Below are 25637 nucleotides of genomic sequence, written 5' to 3'. Positions count from 1 at the left end.
GTGCCCGGCGCGCAAGCCGGGGTGATTCTCAGGTTGGTCGCTGTGGTGGATAGACTCAGGTCCTATGACACAGGAACGCGAGATTCTCACCTATGAGCTGTTCGGGACAGCCATGCGGGAGTTGGCCCAGGAAATCATCAATGACTATAAGCCCGACTGCGTGCTCTCCATCGCCCGTGGTGGGCTGCTGATCGGTGGTGCGTTGGGGTATGCGCTCGGCATCAAGAATGTGTCTGTGATGAATGTGGAGTTCTACACCGATGTCGGTGAGCATCTCCAGGAGCCGCTGATGCTGCCGCCGACGCCGAAGGCGGTGGATCTGACCGGTATGAGGATCCTGGTGGCGGATGATGTGGCCGATACGGGTAAGACCATGGAGCTGGTCCATGAGTTCCTGGGCGACAACGTGGTGGAGGTGCGTACCGCGGTGATCTACGAGAAGCCCCACAGCGTGTTCAAGCCGGATTATGTCTGGCGCAAGACCGATAAGTGGATCAACTTCCCGTGGTCCACTCTCCCGCCTGTGGAGAAGCAGGTGTAGCACCCTTTTAAGAGCTTTCTCAGCCCCGGACGATACAGAGGCCGGGGCTGTTGCATTTCCCCGCACATTTCCCATTAAATGGGACAAATTCCCGATGTGTTTCATCCCATGAGATTGACAACGGGGAAATAGCTGTGAAATCCTTATCTCCGCTTACATGGATTTCACAACTCACTGAAGGGGGATCGACCAGCCATGTCATCCACACCCACGGGCTCATCGGCGGTTACCACCGTCGGGGCCGATAACGGACACACGACCGAGACGGGGCAGCCACTGGTCGTCGACAAGGCGACGAAGCGTCGCGTCGCAGCGGCCTCGACCATCGGCACCACCATCGAGTTCTACGACTTCTACGCGTATGCCACCGCGGCGGTCGCCGTGTTCCCCATGCTGTTCTTCCCGGCCAATGACAACCCGACGGTGAACCTGCTGGCCTCATTCGCCACCTTCGGCCTGGCCTTCATCGCCCGTCCCCTGGGATCGATCATCTTCGGGCATTTCGGTGACCGTGTGGGGCGCAAGGCCACCCTGATCGGTTCGCTGCTGACCATGGGTATCGCCACCATCCTCATCGGTCTGCTGCCCACCTATGACCAGGTCGGTATCATCGCCCCCGCGCTGCTCGCGCTCATGCGTTTCTGCCAGGGCCTCGGCCTCGGCGGGGAATGGTCCGGTGCCGCGCTGCTGGCCGGCGAGAACGCCCAGCCCGGCCACCGTGCCCGCGCCGCGATGTGGCCGCAGCTGGGTGCCCCGTTCGGTTTCTTCCTGGCCAATGGTTTCTTCCTCATCCTGGTGGCCACGCTCGGTCACGAGACCGGCGACACCGGCGATGCGTTCATGACCTGGGGTTGGCGTCTGCCATTCCTGGCCTCGGCCGTGATGATCATCATCGGACTGTGGGTGCGCTTCTCCCTGGAGGAGACCCCCGTCTTCCAGCAGGCCGTCGACCAGGGCAAGCGTGTGAAGTCCCCGCTGAAGGAACTGTTCGCCACCTCGTTCGGTCCCCTGGTGCAGGCCACCTTCATCATGCTCTCCACCTACACCCTGTTCTACCTGGTGACCACCTGGATCCTGTCCTATGGCATCGGTGACCGCTCCCGGGGACTCGGTCTGTCCATCCCCTATTTCGAGTTCCTGCAGCTGCAGCTGGCCACCATCCCGTTCTTCGCCATCATGATCCCGATCTCCGGATGGCTGGCGGATGTGTGGGGCAGGAAGAAGACCCTGATCCTCGCATCGGTGCTGCTGCTCGCCTTCGGCATGACCTTCACCGCACTGCTGGATCCGGCCACCGCCACCAAGCCGACCGTCTTCATCTTCCTCATGGTGGGTATGTCCGTCATGGGTCTGATCTTCGGTCCGATGTCGGCGATCCTGCCGGAGCTGTTCCCCACCAATGTCCGCTACACCGGCTCGGGTATCGCCTACAACGTCTCCTCGATCCTGGGTGCGGCGATCGCACCGTTCATCGCGACCTGGCTGGTGGCGGAATACGGTGTGGCGCAGGTGGGTATCTACCTGATCATCGTCACGCTGATCACGTTCGGTGCGGTATTGACCATGAAGGAGAACAAGAACAACGACCTCACCCAGGTCTAGGACCTGTGTGCTTATCGACGCCCGCGTCGGTTCCTGGTGGTCAGCGTGAACTGCGCGGCGTCGAGGTGGCCGAGTCGGAGCAGGGCCTCGATGAGTGCATAGTGGTAGACCCACATGCGGCGGAAGACGGCATCAAAGCCGTCGGCCGCCGCTTCTCTCATCTGTCCCTCGAAGATCTCCCGCTGCAGCTGCACACTCTTGAGGTAGTGCCCCGGGAAGTGCACCTCGGCGACCACCCGCAGCGAGGACTCCCGGTCGGCGAGCTGATGGATCTCCTGCATCGTCGGGAATTTCAGGGCCGGCCAGATATAGGCCCGCAGCACCCCGAGTGCCTCCCGTCCGATGGGTCCGAGCTGATCGGTGGCCACCAACGACTGCATCGCCACATACCCACCCGTGGCGAGCATGCGGTCCAGGGCCTTGATGTACCGCTTCGCCCCGGATGTGCCGACCACCTCGAGTTTCTCCATCGACACAATCGCATCATAGGACCCGCCCCAGTCCTCCCGTCCCGGGATCGCCCGGGGGATGGCGCGGATATGGACATCGTTGTCCACACCGGCCAGGATCAACAGTTCCGACAAACCCGGCACCTGCGATTCGTCGGCGGTGAGCACGTCAACGGTGGCATTCCGCCGGGCCGCCAGGATGGACAGGGCACCACCGGAGGCCGGATACTCCAGCAGATGCGATCCCGCCCGCACCCGGGCGGCGTCCAACAACCGTGCCGCAGCCCGGCGTTGTGCCTCCCCCAGGTCCTCCCGTTCCACGGCCACCGGATCCGCAATGTGGGTCACGTCGACGAAATGGGAACCCGGTTCACGGTTGCGGCCCGCACCGGGGACAAAACTTTTCACCGCGGTGCGCAGTGTGGTGGGCACCCCGGAGGCGAACACCCCACCGAAGGCGCTCATCCCGTCACCGGAGCTCAGGCGGATCAGCTCCCCGGGCAGCGCCCCGCCGTTGTCCTGGGTACCATCAGGTAATCCGACTGTGGGGGTGAGCCTGCCCCGGGGGCGGAAACCTGCCTGGATCAATCCCGCGAGCACGTCGGCGAGTTTATCGCTGTGCCACTCCCCCGCCATGAAACTCTCGGCCAGACCGAGCCATCCGCTGGCGGCGAGTCGCGGAAATAACTCCTCATGATCGATTGTGAGATCCGGCTCATCGCCGAGCAGCTCCAGACCGGCACTCTCACAGGCCCGGGCGAACCTCGCCTCAGCCTGTCGGGCACGGACACTCATCAGCACCGCATCCGGTACCGTTGCAACCCCCGGCCATTCCTCGGGGTCGATCGATCCCAGATGGCGCAAACGCGTATCTACCATGCGTTTTGGTGCACCTCCAGGTGGCATCACGGGCATGAAACCGAAGCGGATATTCCTACTGACTGAAAGTGTAGACCCAACGGTTGACCCAGCGGCGGAGACACGGCCAGGCCACCGTGTCCCGTGGGCTGATCACCCATGCCAAAAGGTATCAGTGATTGTCCATTCATTGACGTGACACGCGCCATATTAACCGGCATAATGAACAGATACGGGCGTAAATACCACATATTTCACAAAAACAGACAGGTTTGGACTACCCGATCCTGTGGGTTCTCGTTTGGAGGGCTATTGTTGATCAGTATGTGGCGCCCACCTACTAGCGCCAGTTAAATTTCTTCATCAACGACCAGGAGACAGTGACACCATGTCCGAGAACCCCACCCGCCCCGAAGGCGGCCGCCATCACGTCGTCGTTATCGGTTCCGGCTTCGGCGGCCTGTTCACCGCCAAGAACCTGGCCAAGGCAGACGTCGACGTCACCCTCATTGACCGCACCAACCACCACCTCTTCCAGCCTCTGCTCTATCAGGTGGCCACGGGGATCCTGTCCTCCGGCGAGATCGCACCGTTCACCCGTCAGATCCTCAGCGGCCAGGACAACGTCAATGTGATCAAGGGTGAGGTCACCGACATCAACGTCGCTGAGCAGACCGTCACCGCCTCCCTGGGCTCCTACACCCGGGTCTACGAGTATGACTCGCTGGTCGTCGGCGCGGGGGCCGGTCAGTCCTACTTCGGCAACGACCACTTCGCGCAGTACGCCCCCGGCATGAAGACCATCGACGACGCCCTCGAACTGCGCGCCCGCATCATCGGCGCCTTCGAGCGCGCCGAGATCTGCGAGGACCCGGCCGAGCGTGAGCGCCTGCTGACCTTCGTCGTCGTCGGTGCCGGCCCCACCGGCGTTGAGCTCGCCGGCCAGCTCGCCGAGATGGCGCACCGCACCCTCGCCGGCGGTTACACCAACTTCAACCCCTCCTCCGCCAAGATCATCCTCCTGGACGGTGCCCCACAGGTGCTGCCCCCCTTCGGCAAGCGTCTGGGCCGCAACGCACAGCGCACCCTGGAGAAGCTCGGCGTGACCGTCAAGCTCAACGCCCTGGTCACCGATGTCGATGAGGAGGCCGTGACCTACAAGACCAAGGACGGCGAGGAGCACCGCATCCCGTCGTTCTGCAAGATCTGGTCCGCAGGTGTGGCTGCGTCCCCACTGGGCAAGCTCATCGCCGATCAGGCCGGTGTCGAGGTCGACCGTGCAGGTCGCGTCCAGGTCAACCGCGACCTGTCCGTCGGCGAACACACGAACATCTTCGTCGTCGGTGACATGATGGCCCTGGACAACCTCCCGGGTGTCGCCCAGGTCGCCATCCAGGGTGGCGAATACGTCGCCGAGCAGATCGCCGCTGAGGCCGAGGGCCGTTCCAGTGATGAACGCGAGGACTTTGACTACTTCGACAAGGGCTCCATGGCCACCGTGTCCCGCTTCTCCGCCGTGGTGAAGATGGGCAAGGTCGAGGTCACCGGCTTCATCGGCTGGCTGCTGTGGCTCGGTGTCCACCTCATGTTCCTCGTGGGCTTCCGCAACCGTTTCGTCTCCGCGGTCAGCTGGGGCCTCAACGCCCTCTCGCGCAAGCGTTGGAACCTGGCCACCACCCGTCAGCAGCTGCACTCCCGCACCGCACTGGCCAAGCTCGGCCAGGTCATCGATGAGGAGGACGGTGACGTGCCCATCGAGCTGAAGGACACCACCCGTTTCGGAGCTGCCAACAAGGCGAAGTAACCTCGCACCCAGCTCCACCACCCCCTGATACCGCCGGGACAACCGGCAGGTGTCCGGGGGTGTTGTCGTCTTTCCAGGGGTCATCTCCACCCACCAGCAGTACAGACCAGACCTTTTGCTAGGGTGAAAACCAGGCACGGGGTGCCCGTCCACCGCGGACAGGCTGAGAACACACCCGTTGAACCTGCTCTAGCTCGTACTAGCGAAGGGATGGCCGTTGCATGGCTGACTCATATCTTCATGCGCCCACACAGGTGCGCACCACCACCCCACTTGTCCAATGCCTGACCAATGCCGTGGTCATGCAATTCACCGCCAACGCTCTCCTGGCCATCGGCGCCAGCCCGGCGATGGTGGACACCCCCGCGGAATCCTTCGATTTCGCCGGGGTCGCAGACGGGGTGCTCATCAATGCCGGCACCCCATCGGCGGAACAATACGCGGGCATGAACCGTGCCGTTGATGGCGCCAACGCCGCCGGCACGCCCTGGGTGCTTGATCCGGTCGGTGTGGGTGGTCTCGCGGAACGATCGGCGTTCCTCCGTGACAGCGTCGACAAGCAACCCGCCGCGATACGCGGCAACGCCTCGGAGATCGTCGCGCTGGCTGGCCTGGGCGCCGGTGGACGAGGTGTCGATGCGACCGACGAGGTCGCCGACGCACTGGAGGCCGCCCAGCTACTTGCCCGGCGCACCGGCGGGGTTGTGGCCGTCACCGGGCCCGAGGACCTCATTGTCTCTGAGGGACGTGTGTCCTGGCTGAGGTCCGGTGATCCCATGCTGCAGCTGGTCATCGGCACCGGCTGCGCACTCGGCGCGCTGACCGCCGCCTACCTCGGTGCCACCCGGGACACCGACATCAGCCCCCACGACGCGGTGATCGCCGCGCACGCCCACCTGGGGGCTGCCGGCCACATCGCTGCCACCCGCGCCACCGCACCGGGCTCCTTCGCCGTGGCGCTTCTCGACGCACTCCACCAACTCGACCGCCACCAACTTGAGAACCTGACCCACCTCCGGGAGGAGAACCGATGACCGATTTCAGCCTCTACCTCGTGACCGACCCGCACCTCGGAGGTGGCCCCGAGCGGGTCGCCGGCATCGTCGAGCAGGCCATTGACGGTGGTGTCACCGTGGTGCAACTGCGCGACAAGGACGCCGATGAGCAGACCTTCCGGGAACGCGCCGTGGAAATCAAGCAGGTGTGCGACCGCCTGGGGGTGCCCCTGTTCCTCAACGACCGGTTCGCCATCGCGCAGGAGCTGGGTTGCCACGTGCACATCGGGCAGGGTGATCTGCCCTATGTGCAGGCCCGCCAGCAGCTGCCCGCGCACCTCATGATCGGGTTGACCATCGAGAACATGGACCAGCTGGAGGCGGTGATCGCCGACTGTGCCCAGGGGGATATCGCCCTGCCGGATGTGGTCGGGCTCGGCCCCGTTCAGGCAACCGACACCAAACCGGATGCCCCGCAGGCCGTGGGTGTGGAGGGTGTTGCCGCCATGGCCGAGGTGGCGCGTGCCCACGGTATCGCCTCCGTAGCCATCGGCGGGGTGGGACTGCACAACGCCGCGGATCTGGCCCGTGCCGGGGTGGATGGACTGTGCGTGGTCTCCGCGATCATGGCGGCCCCCTCCCCGGGGGAGGCCGCCCGGGAGCTGCTGGAGGTGTGGGAGACGGGGCGTCGCGTGGCACAGCCCCGGGTGCTCACCATCGCCGGCACCGACCCCACCGGTGGTGCTGGTGTTCAGGCTGATCTGAAATCGATCGCCGCGGCCGGTGGCTTCGGGATGTCGGTGATCACCTCGCTTGTCGCGCAGAACACCCACGGTGTCACCGCGGTCCACACCCCACCCGCTGACTTCCTGGATGAGCAGCTGGAATCAGTGTTCTCCGATGTCACCGTGGATGCGGTCAAACTCGGCATGCTCGGCCAGGCAGCCACAGTCCGTCAGGTCACCGGGTGGCTGCGCACCCGCCCCCACGGTCCGGTGATCCTGGATCCGGTCATGGTGGCCACCAGCGGTGACAGCCTGCTGGATCCCGATGCCACCGAGGCCCTGCTGGAGCTCGCGGCGGTGGTTGATGTGATCACCCCGAACATCCCCGAGCTGGCGGTGCTGTGCGGTGAGCAGCCCGCACCGACGTTTGATATGGCGATCGAGCAGGCGACACGGTTTGCGGCCGACGTGGGCACAACCGTCATTGTCAAGGGTGGGCACTTAACAGGTCCTCAGGCGGATAATGCGGTGGTATTTCCCGACGGTCGGGTCCACGTGGTGGCCAACCCCCGTGTGAACACCACCAACAGCCACGGAACAGGCTGTTCACTCTCGGCGGCACTGGCCACCCGGATGGGTGCAGGCGACCCGGTGGATAAGGCACTGGACTGGTCGACGCGCTGGCTCAACGAGGCACTGCGCGGTGCCGATGCCCTGCAGGTGGGCTCCGGTAGCGGGCCGGTGGACCATTTCGCAGTGACCCGGCGCCTGCTGCGTGCCGCGGATGCAACGCCGTGGCAACATTTGCGGATCGGTGCCCCCCGGGATGGGATCATCACCCCGTCTGGTACGCAGAGTCCAGTCCCCGCCCTTGCCCCGGCGGGTCCTTACACCCAGGCACTGTGGGAGGCCACCGGCGATGTCCTAGGCGAGATACTCGACTCCGGGTTCATCCGGGGACTGGGTGACGGCACCCTGTCGCGGGAGGAGTTCCTGTTCTACATCGATCAGGACGCCCACTATCTGCGTCAGTACTCCCGCGCCCTGGCCACCCTGAGCTCACGGGCCCCGGATGCCTCCGCCCAGGTGGACTGGGCCACCAGCGCCGCCGAGTGCATCACCGTGGAGGCGGAGCTGCACCGAACCTACCTGAACAAGGGACTTGCCGAGACCGGGGTGTCCGCCCCCTCCCCGGTGACCATGGCCTACACCGATTTCCTCATCGCCCGCTCCCACGCCGATGACTATGTGGTGGGTGCGGCCGCGGTCCTGCCCTGTTACTGGCTGTATGCGGAGATCGGACTCATCCTGGCGAAGCAGAATCACGCCGAACACCCCTACACCGACTGGTTGGACACCTATTCCGGTGAGGGGTTCCTGGCCGGCACGGCCAAAGCCATCGCACGGGTTGAGGCGGCGATGGCCGGGGCTGGCCCTGACCAGCAGCGGGTTGCAGCCCAGACCTACCTGAGTGCCTGCGTCCACGAACGGGAGTTCTTCGACCAGGCCACCAGGCGGGGCTGGAACTAGCGGAATCTAGCTGGCGGGCTGCCTGTTACGGGTGAACACGGCGACGAGGAACTGGGACTCTGCAACAAACGGATGCAGCTCCCAGGACTCGTAGGCGTTCTCCAGCTCGAAGCCGGCGGCACGGGCGGTGGCCAGGAAGTTCCCGAAATCCCAGCCCCGGCCCGCACCAAAACCGATGACGGCACGGCCGTGCGGGGCGAGTGCACGGTGAAGATTCTCCAGGGCGGGCTGACGACCCTCCTCGGCGAGGAAACCCATGACGTTTCCGGCGGAGACGATCAGATCGAAGTTGTCCTCCGGGATGGGATCGGTGGACAGATCCCCCACCACCCACCGGGCCTTGGGGTAATCCTGCTTGGCGTAGCCGATGAGCACCGGGTCCAGATCGGTGCCCAGCACATCGTGGCCGCGCTCGGAGAGGTAGCCACCGATGCGGCCGGTGCCACACCCGGCGTCGAGGATCCGGGCACCGCGTGGCGCCATCGCGTCGATGAGGCGGGCCTCACCGTAGATGTCCTCCCCCTCGGCCACGAGGTTGCGCCAGCGTCGGGCGTAGTTCTCGGAGTGGGACGGGTTGTTGGCGGTGATTTCTTTCCAGGTTGGCATGCACCCGAGTATAGGAAGACCCGGCGCGCAGGGGCCAAAAGAGAGTCAGCTCCCGGTCAGCCCAGGACCATGGTGCGCAGGGTGGTGCGGGCCACCAGTTCGCCGTTGTGGGTGCAGAGAATCTGCCATACCTGGGTGCGGCCGCCCTTCTGGATGGCGGTGGCCTCAGCCCTGATCACGCCGTTGCGGACCGAGGCGATGAAATCGGTGTTGTTGTTGACACCGACCACGGGCTTGCCCCGTCCGAAGATGATGCCTGCCGTGGACCCGGTGGATTCGGCGATGGCGCAGTAGACACCTCCGTTGACCAGGCCGGCGGGCTGCAGGTGGTTTGCGGTGACGCGTAGTTCGCTGACGACGCGTTCGGGGCCGACCTCCACATACCGCAGGCCGAGGGTGCGGTTGAGGCCGGCGCTGGCGGTGTTGAGCTGCTCCAACTCCTCCTGGGTGAGGGTGCGTTGCTCGGCGATCCGTGCCATGGAGAAGACATCGGTGATTTCGTTCTGGGGGTTCTGGGACATCTGTGACATGGTCCAGAGCATAGTGGGGCCAGCGCCAGCAGATGTGATCTAAATGATATTACCTTTTGGGTGAATCGTGCTGACATCCGGCGGGGCTGTGCGTATGATCATAACTATGACAAACCCAGATTCCCTCGCCCAGATCGGTGTGGTTGGCCTCGCTGTAATGGGGTCCAACCTCGCCCGTAACTTCGCCCGCAACGGTCACACCGTCGCTGTCTACAACCGCAGCACCGACAAGACCGACAAGCTCATCTCCGATTATGCCACCGACGGCAACTTCATCCCCACCAAGACCGTCGAGGATTTCGTCGCCGCCCTGGAAAAGCCCCGCCGCGCCATCGTCATGGTGCAGGCCGGTGCCGCCACCGATGCCGTGATCAACCAGCTTGCGGATGCGATGGAGGAGGGGGACATCATCATCGATGGTGGCAACGCTCTCTACACCGACACCGTTCGCCGTGAGAAGGAGATGGCGGCCCGTGGCCGTCACTTCGTCGGTGCCGGTATCTCCGGTGGTGAGGAAGGTGCCCTCAACGGCCCGTCCATCATGCCCGGTGGCCCGAAGGAATCCTGGGAGGCCCTCGGCCCCCTGCTGGAGTCCATCGCGGCCAAGGTTGACGGCGTTCCCTGCGTGACCCACATCGGCCCTGATGGAGCCGGCCACTTCGTCAAGATGGTCCACAACGGCATCGAGTACGCCGACATGCAGGTCATCGGCGAGGCCTACCAGCTGCTGCGTTTCGGCGCCGGCATGGAGCCAGCCGAGATCGCCGATGTCTTCGCCGAGTGGAACAAGGGCGATCTGGACTCCTACCTCATCGAGATCACCGCTGAGGTCCTGCGCCAGGTCGACGCCGAGACCGGCAAGCCGCTTGTCGACGTCATCCTCGACGCCGCAGGCCAGAAGGGCACCGGTCGCTGGACCGTCAAGGAAGCCCTCGACCTCGGTGTTCCCGTCACCGGCATCGGCGAGGCCGTCTTTGCCCGTGCCCTGTCCTCCTCCCTCGATCAGCGCAAGGCCGCACAGGGCAACCTGCCGACCGGTGCCCTGACCACCTTCGACAAGCTGGGGCTGGACAAGGCGGAATTCGTCGAGGATGTCCGTCGCGCACTGTACGCCTCCAAGCTGGTGGCCTACTCCCAGGGCTTCGACGAGATCAAGGCCGGTTCCGATGAGCACAACTGGGGTGTTGACCCCCGCGACCTCGCCACCATCTGGCGCGGCGGCTGCATCATCCGGGCGAAGTTCCTCAACCGCATCGTTGAGGCCTACGACAATGACCCGGAGCTGCCCTCCCTGTTGCTCGACCCCTACTTCAAGGGTGAGCTCGAGGACCTGATGGACTCCTGGCGACGGATCGTCATCTACGTCACCCAGCTGGGTCTGCCGGCACCGGTGTTCACCTCCTCCCTGGCCTACTACGACTCCCTGCGTGCCGAGCGTCTGCCGGCCGCCATCATCCAGGGCCAGCGTGACTTCTTCGGTGCACACACCTACCACCGCATCGACAAGCCCGGTTCCTTCCACACCCTGTGGTCCGGTGACCGCAGCGAGCTTGAGGTCTAGGCACCCTGCTCCGACCCCTAAAGAGGCGTTACCTCAGATGATTCTGGGGTAACGCCTTTCTAGCTATGTCGTGTCTGAAATAGGACGAAAGGTACTCAGCGTAGGCCCTGTAGAAGTACACATGTTCTACCTCCTGCAACTTACATCCGGTAGGTATATATACTCTTCATCAGGTTTAGTATCAGATTTTCTTAGATGAAAGTTTAGAATTTGACTATCGGAAAGCGTCAAAAAGAAGTCCGGCACCTAACCGACGCGGGAACCGGGACCCTTGGGGAACGACTTTTCGCTGCTAATGCGGTGCTGCATGAAGCGATTTCACCCATTGACAATAAGGGGCGGGCGCAGGTACTACCCGACCCGCTGCTCATCGCGGATTTACAGCTGAGCACTGATGAGTACCACTGGACGGTTGACCTGCTGGGGGAAGCCCTCCAGGGTATCATCAACTATCCCCAACGCTTCTCGAAACTCTTCAACGACTACCCCATGGTGGTTCTCAGTGCTTTGGTGGGCGCTACTCTACTCGATCGTGGCGAAAGCTACTGGGATCGCCTGTGGAACCGACTGCAGGTCCGGGAATCGTCAGTTTTTTACGACATCATCCGTAAGCAACTCGTCGCTGAGCTACGGAAAAAGAAGTTAGCCACCTTCGATGGCGCATCTCTGATCGGAGGGGACCATGTGGGAACAATACAACTCCACGCGGGGATTATCAGCCGTGATGTCGAACTCATCGCCCAAGCTATCGAAGAATTGGAAGTCCAAGGGCAAACCTTCAAGGATTCTGGAGTTTTCGCCCAATTCGTCTCGTCGTCTCTGAGCAACAATGAGCCTAGCCTTAACTCCTCGGTGTCTCTGCGTCGTCTTGCCCTGCACCTTCCCGAACGAGCTCAGGATATTTTCGCCCGTCTCTACGAGATTCACGGGTGGTACCGCAGCCTGGATGACAAGCAGGATATCGACAACTTCTCAGGCACCCACGGCCTTCCGGAACCCGCATTTTCCTTTCTTTTAAAAGTTCTGTCAGGCCAGCAGGTAAGCAGCCAGGCTGACACGATGATCCAGCCTCCCTCAGACTTCCCAGATCCACGGGTTGAGATAGACCTGGAGACATTGGAAGTCTTTCTGGTCTTCCCTAAAGTCACCAGAGAGCAGCGAGCGGGTCATGATGCCCCGGTGTGGACGGTCAACACCGATGAGTCCTCCCGGAAGGTGGAACCCTCTGAGGACTGGAGTAGTGGCGGGTTTGACGAACTCCGGGTCAATCTCGCCAAACCCTTCGCAAACCTTTCAGTGATCAAACCGGGTGGGGAACGTCTTTCTCTGGTGGAAAACCTCGGTGGGCAGCAACCCGCTCTGTTTCTCAACCAGGCAGGCAGGCAGTTGAAGAACCAACATCAGCTCCGCAACCAGAAGGTACTGGCGCTTGCCCCATCGGAGATGTTTATCCGGGCGACGACAGTCAACAATAGATCCTTCGCCCCACAAGACCTGGGGAGTCCCTACGGGTGGAGCAAATGGGTCTTGAAGCAGATGCACCTGGATCATGTTTCGACACTCACCATGTCCCATCGGGGGCATCGCACTACGGTTGATATCAAGAAGTTCTCTGGTCCTGTGTGGAGTCAAGACTCGACCATTCCACATCTGAAAGGTCCCGACCGCTTGCCGGTTTTCGATGCGTCGCCGACAGTCTGGATACCGCGCGATTCTCACACCTGGACCCTCCACTACGCTCAATTACTCCCCGACGGAACAACCCTTCCCATGGATCCCTATGGCGTCGAGGATTCCCTGCGCCGGGTACATTTCCCGTTGTTCGAATCGGTTAACGACCCGTGGGTAGGACAGTTCCGTGTCAGTATCCTCCGTGACGGACGGCTGTTGGACCAAAAGGTTTTCAATCTGGCGGAAGGACTGAAACTGAAACTGGACTACGAGCAACCCCATGAATTCGGTCCATTTCAAATTCCGATGAAAACCCCCCAAGGGTCTCCTACCCTACGAAAAGTCCTCATCGATTTCTCTTCCGCCCCTGATTCCGGACTCCTACATCCCACTGAAACGCAGGCTCTACGAAACCCGGATGAAAATCAGCCCTTCACAGTCGCCAGCACGGAGGATCCCGAGACCTACTCACTCCAGGTTTCGGTCGAGCCCCCGAAGATGACCTATAGGCTACCCCTCCGACAGGAGATCTCTGTATGGTCAACGGGATTCAAAACGTTCGATTTCAGTGAAATAGCTGAAGGCGAGGACTTCCAACTGCGCTTCCCCACGGCCGTCCATGATGTCCGCATTACCCTGGCTCACGCACACAGCCGTAAAGATGTCAGCAAAGTCCATGAAATTTCCTTGTCCAGAACGAGGTCAAACACCTGGAGCGTCCCAGTCACCCGACTGCTCATGGCAATGGATTCTGACGCAGAATTCTCCATTGTTGCCTCCTGGAATGCTCTAACCGCCGAGGAATGGGTAGAGAGAAAATTCAGGGAGAGAGATCAGAAAAGATGGAGAAGAACTTCTGCCGACATGAGAGAGGATCCCCGCAAACCGTCGGTCGTTACCCTTTTCCAGGTGACGAAGAATCCACTGGTTCGCGCCACGACACTCGAGGGAAATCAGTTAACAGTTGAACTGGGACGTGAGTCATCTCTGCCACTTAAGACCTGGGCATGGCAGATTCACCGGCCCCTAGACCCGCCTGTTCACATCCCCATGAATGGCCGGACAGGAACGGTTCCGCCAGAGTTGGTGGATGAGGGACCACTGATCGTCGAAACTAGGGAGGAGGAGTTCCTCACCTTCTGGGAACCGGAATCTCCGTCCGCGCAGGCTGTGATCGCAGATCAACCGTCTCTGCTCGAACTCCGTTTAGACGTTACGAATGACCACCGCTGGCTGTTTTACTATCAAACCGCTCAGGAGTTGCTTCCGCAGGAAATCCAGGTGGTATGGGAAGCCCGGGATAAAATGCACTATGTCCTGGGGCGGAAGGAATCCCGGAGCATCCCCAGCCTTCTGGCCTTCGATGAAGCCACTTCTTCTCACCTTCTGAGGGATCCGCGCGTTTCGCTGAATGAACTCGATCGAAGTCCTATTCCCCATGAGCGTCAATTCGAGGCGTTCATCAGATCCGGTCTGCATACCCGGTCTTTTGAAACTGAGGAAACCTCCGGTGACATCCACCCGGTACCCTGGATCGGTCTGATTCAAGAATTGAATGACCTTCATGCAATCGCACAATCAAATTCACTAACTGATGCCACGCGCGAAGAACGATTGGAATCGGAACGCTATGTCAAACAGGTCGGTGGAATTAACCTATGGAAGATCTTCAAGGGACACGATCTAGACAGCAGCATCATCAGGGGCCCACTGCCCAGGGAAGCAGAACTTAAGATCGTGCGGGAAAGTGGCACAGAGCTCATCCGCGAGATGCTCGACGTTACAGGAGCAGGGGCTCCTCTGATTTCAGAGGAATCTCGTCTGATCGCTCAGTTGGAATGGTTAGACAACCGCCGGGATATTACTGCCAATATGCACCTCTGGAATCTCTACGCTGTGACCAAAGATAAGGAACACCTCATTGATCGTCTCGACGATCCCGAGCTCAAACTCATTGCTCGAGATCTCTGCAGTATCGCCGAGGAGCAACGCCGGAGCGAGAAGGAAAACTGGTTGTACGCGCCCTATATATCTTTCGTTCAGAGTCTTCTGGCACGAATGATGGCGCACGAAGTGATCTTCCCCATTCAAGAGTTAAAGCATTTGAATCATGCCTGGGCGACACTTGCCCGCCGGATTCCTCTACTAACCGGGTTCGATCTTGTATGCGCAGAAGCGACAGTACTGTCTGCGTCTACCCGTTGAGAGTAAACTCCGATCTACTGAAGGAACGACTATGACCACTCCCGATCTCCCAGATTTCAACCATCTGTTCTCCGATCTGCTCTCTCAGGACACAGAACAATCCAACCCTGGGGAGGACTCCTCCCTCCACACCGCGGAACTAGCAAGTGCCAGGAATATCGACCCGGTTGCTGCTGCGAAAAGTATCAGTGCGGATTACCGCCGCTACTTAAAGACAATGCTAAGACCGAGCAATGAGGCAATCGCACGCGAGTTCAACCGCGCCGTCGATACAGCCCCGAATCTGACCAAGGGGCCGATTCTTCAGCTGACACCACCGTACGCACCTGGTAAGGCAGCTCGAGACCTCATTGCCGAAGGAATCCTCTCGCCAGAATTCGCAACTTTAGATCACGCCCTCAAACTCGACCGACCACTGTATCGACACCAGGAAAAAGCTCTGCGGAAGATTAAAGACGGTCGCAACCTGATCGTTTCCACCGGCACGGGTTCAGGAAAAACCGAGAGTTTCCTCATTCCGATCATCGATGAGCTGTTGAGACAGCATTCAGCGGGGACACTAGGCCCCGGTGTTCGAGCGCTTCTCCTCTATCCCATGAACGCTCTGGCCAACGACCAGGTGAAACGCCTGCGCGATCTTTTGGCTGATGTGCCTCAGGTAACGTTTGGACGCTACACCGGGGAAACCAAACCATCCCGAGCTGAAGCAGAGATCCTGTATCGCCAAATCAACGGTCAGGATTCTGTCCCCATCCCCAACGAACTGTTGAGTCGAGAGGAGATGCAGAAAACACCTCCGCATATCCTGCTGACGAACTACGCGATGTTGGAGTATCTTCTCCTCCGTCCGGAAGACAATGCCTTCTTTGATGATCAGTATTCGAATGACTGGAAGTTCATAGTCATCGATGAGGCTCATGTTTATGCTGGTGCACAGGGAACCGAAGTCGGCATGTTGCTCCGCAGACTTAAAGACCGTGTGACGCGAAGCACCCCCCTGAGGTGTATCGCTACCAGCGCTTCACTTGAAGGATTACCAGAAAATATCGTCCGATTCGGTTCTGACATTTTCGGGGAACCTTTTGAATATCACAGGGACGATCCCGCCCGACAGGATCTTGTTCTAGCCGAAAAGCTGCAGTTACCCGAGTCTTCAACGTGGGCGTTCCAGGAAGAACACTTCGATGCCCCTGAATCAGCCGCCGCATTGTCAGCGGAGCTGAATCGACAGGCTTCGGCGACAGAAGGCACAGATACATACGAACTTCTCTCCCGGGAACATCACATCGTAAAACTGCGTGCACTGTTAGCCCACCACAGTTTCCCGCTATCAGAAGTGGGACAGGCTCTATGGCCCGATGCCACGGCAGAAGAGGCAATGCATCGGGCTCATATGCTGGTATTGCTAGGCAGTAAAGTTCTGTCCGCCACGGGCATTCCTGCTCTTTCTGCCCGCTATCACATGTTCGTCCGTTCAGCCGAGGGCGCGTATCTGGGTTTTCGGGAAGGGATGACTCCTGAGATCACCCTAGATCGCCATATCACGCTCCCGGATTCAGATCGGCCGGCCTATGAGATGGGAACGTGCACGAAGTGTGGCGCCGTTCATCTAGCCGGTGTTGAAGAACGCGGCACGTTCCGTTCACCTGAAGCAGCAGGCGACGACAGATATCTCCGATGGGTGGTGCTATCGGAGCTATCAGAGGAAGCCCCTGTCGATGAGGATGATCAGGAGGTAGTGTCCGACACTACTGATGAGCAAGAGTCGCAACTCATCAAGCTCTGCGCGTGTTGTGGCCGGTTGATGGACACGCAGTTTCGTTCATGCCCCACCGCTTCTTGCAGGGGCATAGAGCTTCTCTCAGTGCGGCTTCTGCCACGGAAGATGGGAAAACTAGAGTCGTGCATCGTCTGTGGTGGCCAAGCCAAGACGCTGATCCGCAGACTTCAGACAGACGTTAACGCAGCCCCTTCGGTACTTGCTACCTCGCTATTCCAATTGCTTCCTGAAGCAGATGATGAAACGGTTGCCCGGAAAGTCGGTGCTGGTAGGAAGCTGTTGTCTTTTTCTGATTCTCGTCAGGCGGCAGCCTACGCAGCACCCTATCTCGAGAACTCCTACGGGCGATTACTGGAGCGCCGCATCCTGGTGGAAACTCTGCAAGAGGAGGAATTCCGCAATGGTGCGCCCATAGATAGATGGATCACACGGGCATCGCAGATTGCGAAACGGGAGCGAGTCGTAAAAGAAGCACTGTCAACTCAGGAGACCCTTGAAGAAGTGGGACCATGGGTTTTCTCCGATATCGCCTCGACTACCCGTCGAATCTCAACAGAAGGCCTAGGACTCTCCAGGATCGAGCTGGCCCCGAATGCAGCGAAGCGTTTGAAAACGGTTCACGGCCTGACCACACTTTTCGGCGATCAGAAAACAGCTCTTGACTTCCTGAACATTCTTGCTCAGGACATCCGACACAAAGGTGCTATCACTACGCCCGACTTCGTCTCCATGGATAGTGCCCGTTTTGAGCCACGAACAGGAAATCACTTCTTCAGGTTCGACGGTGGCCGTGATCCCAAGCGACGTCTTTACTCATGGATTCCCAAACGCGGAACTAATAATCGTAAGGATCTTTTCACCAAAGTTTTGGGGCGTCTCGGTTACGAGGATCAGATTGAAACCATAGTGTATCAACTGTTCAAAATAACGTGGGATGATCTCGAAAAATCTGAGATCGTCCTCTTACCGAGCTCGAAATCCCAGGGTCAGGCACTCAATTACAAGGCCCTACAGGTAAGCCCGGGACGCGATCATGACTGGTTCCAATGCACTACCTGCCGGACGATAACAGCCTTCAATGTGCTGGATCTGTGCCCGAACGGTTTCTGCCCAGGCACGCTGTCTCCCATCGACGTTGACACCCCTGCAGTCGCAGAGGATCACTATCGGAGGCTGGCGGAAGAAATGCAGATTCTTCCGCTTTCCGCGAAAGAACATACAGCTCAGTGGACACCCACTGAGGCCGCCGAAGTCCAGAGACAGTTCATTAATGGTGACGTGAACGTACTGAGTTGTTCAACCACTTTTGAGCTCGGCGTAGACGTCGGTGATCTGCAGTCCGTGATGCTGCGCAACGTCCCACCGCGAACCGCCAACTATGTGCAACGGGCAGGTCGCGCAGGTCGACGATCTGGCTCCGCTGCATTTGTTTTAACCTTTGCACGCCGCGCAGCACACGATATGACCGTTTTCAGGGATCCGATTGCCATGATTGACGGGGAGATGACGGCCCCGTTTCTCCATCTGGACAACCCGAGCATTGCACGGCGTCATGCGTTCTCCATCGCTTTTTCCGCCTTTCTCCGCGACCAGGCGGCTCGAGGGGTGACCTGGTCAACCGTGGGGGATTTCTTCCTGGCGGAAAAGATTGCCAGCATCAATCCCAAGCTGGATGGTTCGGTCATGGGGCCCCCACTGCTTGAGTCATTCCTTACACCCGTTCCCCCTGAGATCACAGATGCCCTCAAGCGCACGCTGCCATCAGGAGTTCAGGACGAACTGGGCATCGACGACGGAACTTGGACCCAGAAATATTTCGAGATTCTCGAAGCGGTACAAATCGGGGTAACGCAGGATTTTGACACCTTGGCGGGCATGCGCCGCATCCTGCTCAGCCAAGGAGAAGGGCGAAGAGCTGATGCGTATAAATACACCCTCCGAACCCTGACGGATCAGAACCTCCTGGGCTTCATGGCGAAAAAGAATCTGCTTCCCAAGTACAGTTTCCCCGTAGACACGGTGGATCTCCACACCAACTTCAGCGAATCAGGAAACAAAATCAGCCTCTCGCGTGACCTTCAACTCGCGATCAGTGACTACGCACCGGGAGCAGAAGTTGTGGCAGGCGGAAAAACCTGGGAGTCGGCAGGAGTTCGGCACCTTCCCGGAAAGAAGCTGTTAACGTACAACTGGGTTGTATGTGACACGTGTGATCACATAGAAACATCACTTCAGGAGTTTGAAGATGGTCATCAATGTTCTCAATGCTCCACCGCCCTTCCGGCAACCGGCTACTCCAAGAAATTCATCCAACCCGTGTATGGGTTTGTGGCGAAGCAAACCCCGGGCCAGGTCGGCATGACTCCACCCGCCCGTCGCTGGAACCGTCGGGAATTCGTCAGTAGCTTCGGGGAAAACCTCGCGTCCGAGGAATACCGTAATTCTGAGGGTGTCGAGCAGGTGCAGGTTCTCACAAACGCCTGGGCCAGAACCGAGATGGGCATCATCGAGACCGGCCCCAACAACCGCGGATACGCTTACTGCGAATCATGCGGCTTTTCCACGGCCATGGAAAACCGTCCGAGAACGCACTCAAATCCCTACAACCAGAAGGACTGTTCAGGCTCCCTGGTGCTTCGCTCATTCGGCCATACCTACCAGACTGACATCGCAACTGTTGCTGTTCCCTCCTTCCGGTCTACTGACTTCAGGGAGTGGCGCCCTGCACTGTATGCGTTGATTGAGGCCGCTTCGGAGAAGCTGGAAATCAACCGCGACGACCTCAACGGGACAATGTCCTGGCATGACGGAACCCCGACCATGGTGTTCTTCGATACGGTTCCGGGAGGTGCGGGTATCACCAGGAAGGTGCGGGAGAATTTTCGGGTGGTTCTTCATTCCGCCATGCACAGAGTTGCGACCTGTTCCTGTGGCCTCGATACCTCCTGCTATGCATGTTTGCGCTCCTATAGCAACCAGCGATACCACAATGAGCTCCGTAGGGATTTAGCTCTCGAACTGCTGGAACACATGGAGAAGGCAGCCCGCCTGACCGTCTAGGAGCCTGCAGATTTTCCCGTCGTTGGGGCCCTCGATGATGGGAAGGTCGGGCAACGAATGCCACCTGCACCAGTTCCCCTCAATCTGCCTCCGTCGTCTAGGAATCACCCCGGTTCTCTACCCTTCCGCCTCGCACGTGTGATCGCAGTTCCAGGGCTGAGCCTGGCAGGCAGGACACGCATCCAAGGTCAAGATGGTCACGCCCATGCCGGACACCAGCCCGCAGCTCCCCGTAGCCTGGTGGGGGCAATCTCACCTCTCCCGGAAGGACACACCCATGACTGATCCGCTTGATGTCTCTGCACTCCTGACCAAGGTCCCCACCGGGCTGCTCATCGGTGATACCTGGCGAGACTCCTCCGATGGGTCCACCTACACCGTGGACAACCCCGCTACCGGGGAGACCATTGCCACCCTCGCGTCAGCCACCAGCGACGACGCGCTGGCCGCCCTGGATGCTGCCTGCACAGTCCAGGGAAGCTGGGCCAGGACCCCCGCGCGGGAACGCTCCGACATCCTGCGCTGCGCCTTCGAGCTGATCAATGAGCGCGCCGAGGAGTTCGCCACGCTCATGACCCTTGAGATGGGCAAACCGATTGCTGAGGCCCGCGGTGAGGTCACCTACGGCAATGAATTCCTGCGCTGGTTCTCCGAGGAGGCTGTGCGCAACTACGGCCGTCACGGTCAGACACCCGAGGGCACCCACCGCATGCTGACCGTGCGCAAACCGGTCGGTCCCTGCCTGCTGATCACCCCGTGGAACTTCCCCCTGGCCATGGCCACCCGCAAGGTCGCCCCCGCGATCGCCGCCGGCTGCACCATGGTGCTCAAGCCTGCCCGCCTGACCCCATTGACCGCCCAGTACTTCGCACAGACCATGCTCGATGCGGGTCTTCCTGCAGGTGTGCTCAATGTGGTGTCCGGGGCGTCCGCCAGCGCGATCTCCGATCCCATCATGGCCGATGACCGCCTGCGCAAGGTCTCCTTCACCGGGTCCACCCCGGTGGGCAAACAACTGCTGAAGAAGGCCGCGGACAAGGTCCTGCGCACCTCCATGGAACTCGGCGGCAACGCCCCGTTCCTCATCTTCGAGGACGTCGACCTGGACCTGGCCGTCGAGGGTGCGATGGGGGCGAAAATGCGCAACATCGGCGAGGCCTGCACCGCCGCCAACCGCTTCCTGGTCCACGAATCCATCGCCGGGGACTTCAGCCGCCGACTGGCCGAACGTTTCAACCAGCTCACCCTCGGCAACGGTCTCGATGACGGTGTCACCGTCGGCCCCCTGGTCGAGGCGAAGGCACGCGATAACGTCGCAAAGCTTGTCGACGACGCCGTCGCCGAGGGTGCGACCGTGCTCACCGGGGGCACCGCCGGCGAGGGGGAGGGCTACTTCTACCAGCCCACCGTGCTGGTCGATGTCGCGCCCGGCGCGCGGATCCTCACCGAGGAGATCTTCGGGCCGGTCGCACCGATTGTCACGTTTACCACCGAGGAGGAGGCGATCCGGCTGGCCAATGACACCGAGTACGGACTGGCCTCCTACCTGTTCACGCAGGATTATGCCCGGATGTTCCGGATCTCCGACCAGCTGGAGTTCGGTCTGCTCGGTTTCAACTCGGGGGTGATCTCCAATGCTGCGGCCCCGTTCGGTGGTGTCAAGCAGTCCGGTATCGGCCGGGAGGGTGGTACCGAGGGCATCGAGGAGTACACCCAGCTGCAGTACATCGGCATCCGCGACCCCTACGCGGATCACTGAGTCTCCCCTCCAACCGGTGTGCCCGAGCGCGTCTTTAACCACATTTAACCTGCGAGGACTACTCTGATAAGACGATGACTACATTTTCAGAACTTAATCTGCCGGATCCTATTGTCAAGGAACTGCGCAAAGAGGGCATCACGGATGCCTTCCCCATCCAGGCGGCAGCCATCCCGGATGCCCTCGCAGGACGCGATGTCCTCGGCCGTGGCCCCACCGGCTCGGGAAAGACCTTCACCTTCGGCCTGCCCATGCTGGCACGCCTGGCCAAGTCCGGTGCCTCCCGCCCCGGCCAGCCCAGGGGCCTGATCCTGGTGCCCACCCGTGAACTCGCAGCCCAGGTGCGCGAGCGCCTGGAGGGCCCGGCCGCAGCCATGGGGCTGCGCACCCTCGAGGTCGTCGGTGGCGTCAACATCAACCGCAACATCACCGCACTGGCGCGGCCGGTGGATGTCCTGGTGGCCACACCCGGCCGCGCCCAGGACCTGGTGAACCAGAAGAAGCTGTCCCTGGCCCAGGTGGAGATCACCGCCCTCGATGAGGCCGACCACATGGCGGACATGGGCTTCCTGCCCCAGGTGCGTCGCCTCATGGACCTCACCCCGGCAAAGGGGCAACGTCTGTTGTTCTCCGCCACCCTCGATGGTGACGTGACCAAGCTGGTCGACCGCTACATGCACAACCCGGTCACCCACTCCACCGCACCGGTGGCCGCCTCCGTCAACACCATGACGCACTACCGCCTGCTGGTGGGCGGTCGTGATTCCCGGGCCCTGGTGGTCGAACGCATCGCAGCACGTGAAGGCAAGACCATCATGTTTATGCGCACCAAGCACGGCGTGGACCGCCAGGTGAAGAAACTGCGCCGCGTGGGCATCAACGCCGTGGGTATCCACGGTGACAAGGGTCAGAACACCCGCACCAATGCCCTGGCCGGTTTCACCGACGGATCCATCCCGGTCCTGGTGGCCACCGACATCGCCGCCCGCGGCATCGACGTCGATGACATCTCGCTGGTGGTGCACGTGGATCCCCCGGCTGAGCACAAGGCCTACCTCCACCGGGCAGGTCGTACCGCACGCGCCGGAACAACCGGTACAGTAGTCACATTGGTGATGGACGAACAGGTCAAGGAAGTCAGGGATCTCTTCAAGAAGGCGGGCGTTGAGGCCGCTGAGGTCGAGGTCCATGAGAACTCCCCTGAACTGGTTCGGATCACCGGTGCCCGACGCCCGTCCGGCACGCCGCTGGCCCTACCCGGTCAGCAGCCGAGGCGGGAACAGAAATCCGCCAACAATCGTTCTGACAGCAGGGATGCCACCGGCAATCCCCGCCGGAGGTCACGCAGCGGCGCCCGCAGAGGCAAGGGGGACGGCATTGCCACCCCCCGTAACTCCGGTGGCCGCAGCACCAACCCCAGGCGTCAGACCACAAGGAAAGATGGTCAAAAGGGTTAACAGTCCCTATCTCCTGACAGGACCACCTGACAGGAACAGGGGGCAGGTTGCCACCGCACGCTAATGGACATACTCATAAGCATCCTCTCACTGCTAGGCTTCGTGCTTCTCACGGCAAGTACCGGTCTGTTCGTGGCCATCGAGTTCGCACTCACCGGCCTGGAACGCTCCACCGTGGACAATCACGTCAAGACGAAGGGCGACGCGAGCGCCCACGCAGTGAAGAGGGATTACCAGAACCTGTCGTTCGTGCTCTCCGGCGCCCAGCTGGGTATCACGGTCACCACACTCGCCACGGGCTACCTCGCTGAACCTGTCCTCTCCCAGTACTTCACCCCGCTGTTGGAACTGGTGGGCCTGCCTGATTCCGCGGCCTCCGCCGTGGCCCTGGTGCTGGCCCTGATCGTGGCCACATTCCTGTCCATGGTCTTCGGTGAACTCATCCCGAAGAACTGGGCGATCACCAACCCCCTGGGTGTGGCCCGTTTCGTGGTGCACCCGGTGCACATGTTCAACGTGGCCCTGAAGTACTTCATCAAGGCCATGAACAACTCCGCCAACTTCATCGTGCGCAAGCTCGGCATCGAGCCCGCCGAGGAGTTGGCGTCCGCCCGGTCCGCCCAGGAGCTCACCGCCCTGGTGCGCAACTCCGCCGAGAGCGGGGAGCTGGACAAGACCACCGCCGCGGTGATCAACCGGTCCCTGCAGTTCGGTGAGTCCACCGCGGACAAGTTCATGACCCCACGGTCCACCATTGAGGCCCTGCGCGCCGATGACACCGTCGATGATCTGATCAGCCTCGCCCTGGAGACGGGTCACTCCCGCTTCCCGGTCACCGAGGGTGATCTCGATGACACCATCGGCATGGTTCACATCAAGGACGCCTTCGCCATCCCCCGTCAGCAGCGCTCCACCACCACCCTGCGGTCCCTGGCCCGGCGTATCCCCGTGGTCCCGGCCAGCCTGGACGGTGACGCCGTGCTCAATGCGGTGCGTTCCGCAGGCTCACAGGTGGTGCTCATTGCCGATGAATACGGCGGCACCGCCGGCCTGGTCACCATCGAGGATGTCGTCGAGGAGATCCTCGGCGAGGTCTACGACGAACATGATGATTCCGAGGCGGAGCGTGATTTCCAGCAGTTCGGGGCCAGCTGGGAGGTCTCCGGACTGGTCCGCACCGACCAGCTCCAACAGCATGTGGGGTATTCCTCCCCCGACGGCCCGTTTGAGACCCTCGGTGGTCTGATCATGTACTCCCTGGGCAAGATCCCCAAGGTCGGTGATGTCGCACTGCTGCCGCAGACCGAGACACCCGGCATGGATGAGTTCGAATCCAGCTTCACCGGCCGGTGGATCGCCCGGGTCACCGTGATGGAGGACCGACGCGTCGACAAGGCCGTGCTCACCCCCATCACCCACGAGGAAGCAGAGGAGTACACCAAGTGAACATCTGGGTCACCATCCTGTTCATCATTGTCCTGCTGGCCTTCAACGCCTTCTTCGTGGCCGCCGAGTTCGCCCTGATCTCCTCACGCCGCGACCGCCTGGAGGCCCATATCGCCCAGGGCAAGAAATCCGCGGAGCGAGCCCTCTACGCCTCCGAGCATCTCTCGATCATGCTGGCCGGCGCCCAGTTCGGCATCACGCTGTGTTCACTGCTGCTGGGTAAGATCGCCGAACCGGCCATCGCGCATTTCCTCGAGGTGCCGTTCGAGGCGCTGGGTGTGCCGGAGAATCTCCTGCACCCGTTCTCCTTTGTCATCGCCCTCGGTGTCATCACCTGGCTGCATATCCTGTTCGGCGAGATGGTCCCGAAGAACATCGCCATCGCCGGACCGGAGACCCTGGCCATGTGGCTCTCCCCCACGCTGATCCTGTGGGTGAAGATCACCAGCCCGCTGATCCGGTTCATGAACTGGATTGCGCGCATCACCCTGCGTGCCTTCGGCGTGGAGCAGAAGGACGAGCTGGATTCCACCGTGGACCAGGAACAGCTGGCAAGCATGATCTCCGAGTCCCGGCTGGAGGGTTTACTCGACGAGGAGGAGCACGCCCGCCTGTCCAAGGCGCTGCGCACCGAACACCGTTCCATCAAGGAACTGGTCATCCGCGATGAGGATGTCCGCTCCCTGGCGTTCGGCCGCCAGGGCCCCACACTGGAGGAGCTGGAGACCGCGGTCCGCGAGACCGGTTTCTCCCGCTTCCCGGTCACCGGTGTCGACGGCTCCTACCTCGGTTATATCCACATCAAGGATGTGCTGCCCCGCCTGGCCGACCCGGAGATGAACCCCAGCGAGCACATCGCCCGTTCCGAGCTGCGTCCCTTAACCAATGTGGACGCCGACGGACTCATGGATGACGTGCTGCACACCATGCACCGCCGTTCCGCGCACATGGCGCAGGTGCGTCAGCGTGGTGAGCTGCTCGGCGTGATCACCCTGGAGGACCTCATCGAGGAATACGTGGGCACCGTCAACGACTGGACCCACGAGGACGCCAGCTAG

15 protein-coding genes and 1 riboswitch are annotated in these 25637 nt (G+C 60.9%); of the genes, 12 read left to right on the top strand and 3 right to left on the bottom strand.

Annotation, left to right across the window (positions count from 1 at the left end; all coding sequences use genetic code 11):
- Positions 1-64: 64 nt before the first annotated feature.
- Positions 65-541, top strand: coding sequence for a phosphoribosyltransferase (locus tag H9627_RS13360; protein ID WP_191734522.1), 477 nt, complete (start codon positions 65-67; stop codon positions 539-541).
- 195 nt (positions 542-736) lie between these two features.
- Positions 737-2143: an MFS transporter gene (locus tag H9627_RS13355; RefSeq protein ID WP_191734521.1), complete on the top strand. Its 1407-nt coding sequence runs from the start codon at positions 737-739 to the stop codon at positions 2141-2143.
- A gap of 11 nt (positions 2144-2154) precedes the next feature.
- On the opposite strand, the gene H9627_RS13350 is transcribed toward H9627_RS13355, so the two are convergent.
- Positions 2155-3471 (bottom strand): class I SAM-dependent methyltransferase, encoded by a 1317-nt coding sequence (locus H9627_RS13350; protein WP_191734520.1) that lies wholly within the window; start codon positions 3469-3471, stop codon positions 2155-2157.
- Positions 3472-3838: 367 nt separating this feature from the next.
- Between H9627_RS13350 and H9627_RS13345 the strand changes: the two genes are divergently transcribed.
- From H9627_RS13345 to H9627_RS13335, 3 genes are all read left to right on the top strand, one after another.
- The gene (locus H9627_RS13345; RefSeq protein WP_191734519.1) at positions 3839-5254 is read left to right on the top strand and encodes an NAD(P)/FAD-dependent oxidoreductase; all 1416 of its coding nucleotides are present in this window, start codon (positions 3839-3841) and stop codon (positions 5252-5254) included.
- 127 nt (positions 5255-5381) lie between these two features.
- Positions 5382-5482, top strand: a riboswitch (TPP riboswitch).
- Positions 5476-6288, top strand: coding sequence for a hydroxyethylthiazole kinase (gene thiM, locus H9627_RS13340; protein ID WP_191734518.1), 813 nt, complete (start codon positions 5476-5478; stop codon positions 6286-6288). Its footprint overlaps the riboswitch before it by 7 nt.
- Positions 6285-8504 (top strand): bifunctional hydroxymethylpyrimidine kinase/phosphomethylpyrimidine kinase, encoded by a 2220-nt coding sequence (locus H9627_RS13335; RefSeq protein ID WP_191734517.1) that lies wholly within the window; start codon positions 6285-6287, stop codon positions 8502-8504. Before thiM ends, H9627_RS13335 begins: the two co-directional genes overlap by 4 nt.
- 6 nt (positions 8505-8510) lie before the next feature.
- Here H9627_RS13335 and H9627_RS13330 read toward each other — a convergent pair whose 3' ends face one another.
- Both H9627_RS13330 and H9627_RS13325 read right to left on the bottom strand, forming a co-directional pair.
- Positions 8511-9110 carry a class I SAM-dependent methyltransferase gene (locus H9627_RS13330; protein WP_191734516.1) on the bottom strand — a complete coding sequence of 200 codons (600 nt, stop codon included), beginning with the start codon at positions 9108-9110 and terminating at the stop codon, positions 8511-8513.
- A gap of 56 nt (positions 9111-9166) precedes the next feature.
- Entirely contained in the window at positions 9167-9640 is a 474-nt protein-coding gene (locus H9627_RS13325) for a PaaI family thioesterase (RefSeq protein WP_404826217.1), read from the bottom strand.
- Between the two features lie 106 nt (positions 9641-9746).
- On the opposite strand from H9627_RS13325, the gene gndA reads away from it, so the two are divergent.
- The 7 genes from gndA (at position 9747) to H9627_RS13290 (ending at position 25637) form a co-directional block, all read left to right on the top strand.
- Positions 9747-11201: an NADP-dependent phosphogluconate dehydrogenase gene (gene gndA, locus H9627_RS13320; RefSeq protein ID WP_191734515.1), complete on the top strand. Its 1455-nt coding sequence runs from the start codon at positions 9747-9749 to the stop codon at positions 11199-11201.
- Positions 11202-11411: 210 nt separating this feature from the next.
- Positions 11412-15077, top strand: a complete 3666-nt coding sequence (locus tag H9627_RS13315; RefSeq protein WP_191734514.1) for a hypothetical protein — start codon at positions 11412-11414, stop codon at positions 15075-15077.
- Between the two features lie 31 nt (positions 15078-15108).
- Positions 15109-19917: a DEAD/DEAH box helicase gene (locus tag H9627_RS13310; RefSeq protein WP_191734513.1), complete on the top strand. Its 4809-nt coding sequence runs from the start codon at positions 15109-15111 to the stop codon at positions 19915-19917.
- A gap of 277 nt (positions 19918-20194) precedes the next feature.
- Positions 20195-21676: an NAD-dependent succinate-semialdehyde dehydrogenase gene (locus H9627_RS13305; RefSeq protein ID WP_191734512.1), complete on the top strand. Its 1482-nt coding sequence runs from the start codon at positions 20195-20197 to the stop codon at positions 21674-21676.
- Positions 21677-21750: 74 nt separating this feature from the next.
- Complete coding sequence (locus H9627_RS13300; protein WP_191734511.1) at positions 21751-23133, top strand: DEAD/DEAH box helicase; 1383 nt, start codon at positions 21751-21753, stop codon at positions 23131-23133.
- Between the two features lie 63 nt (positions 23134-23196).
- Positions 23197-24579: a hemolysin family protein gene (locus H9627_RS13295; RefSeq protein WP_191734510.1), complete on the top strand. Its 1383-nt coding sequence runs from the start codon at positions 23197-23199 to the stop codon at positions 24577-24579.
- On the top strand, positions 24576-25637 hold the full coding sequence (locus H9627_RS13290; RefSeq protein WP_191734509.1) for a hemolysin family protein: 1062 nt from the start codon (positions 24576-24578) through the stop codon (positions 25635-25637). The genes H9627_RS13295 and H9627_RS13290 overlap by 4 nt, the downstream gene beginning before the upstream one ends.

The organism is Corynebacterium gallinarum, from assembly GCF_014837045.1.
GTDB classification, from domain to species: Bacteria; Actinomycetota; Actinomycetes; order Mycobacteriales; family Mycobacteriaceae; genus Corynebacterium; species Corynebacterium gallinarum.
Note: the sequence above shows the minus strand (reverse complement) of the source record. Positions and strands in the feature narration are given on the sequence as shown.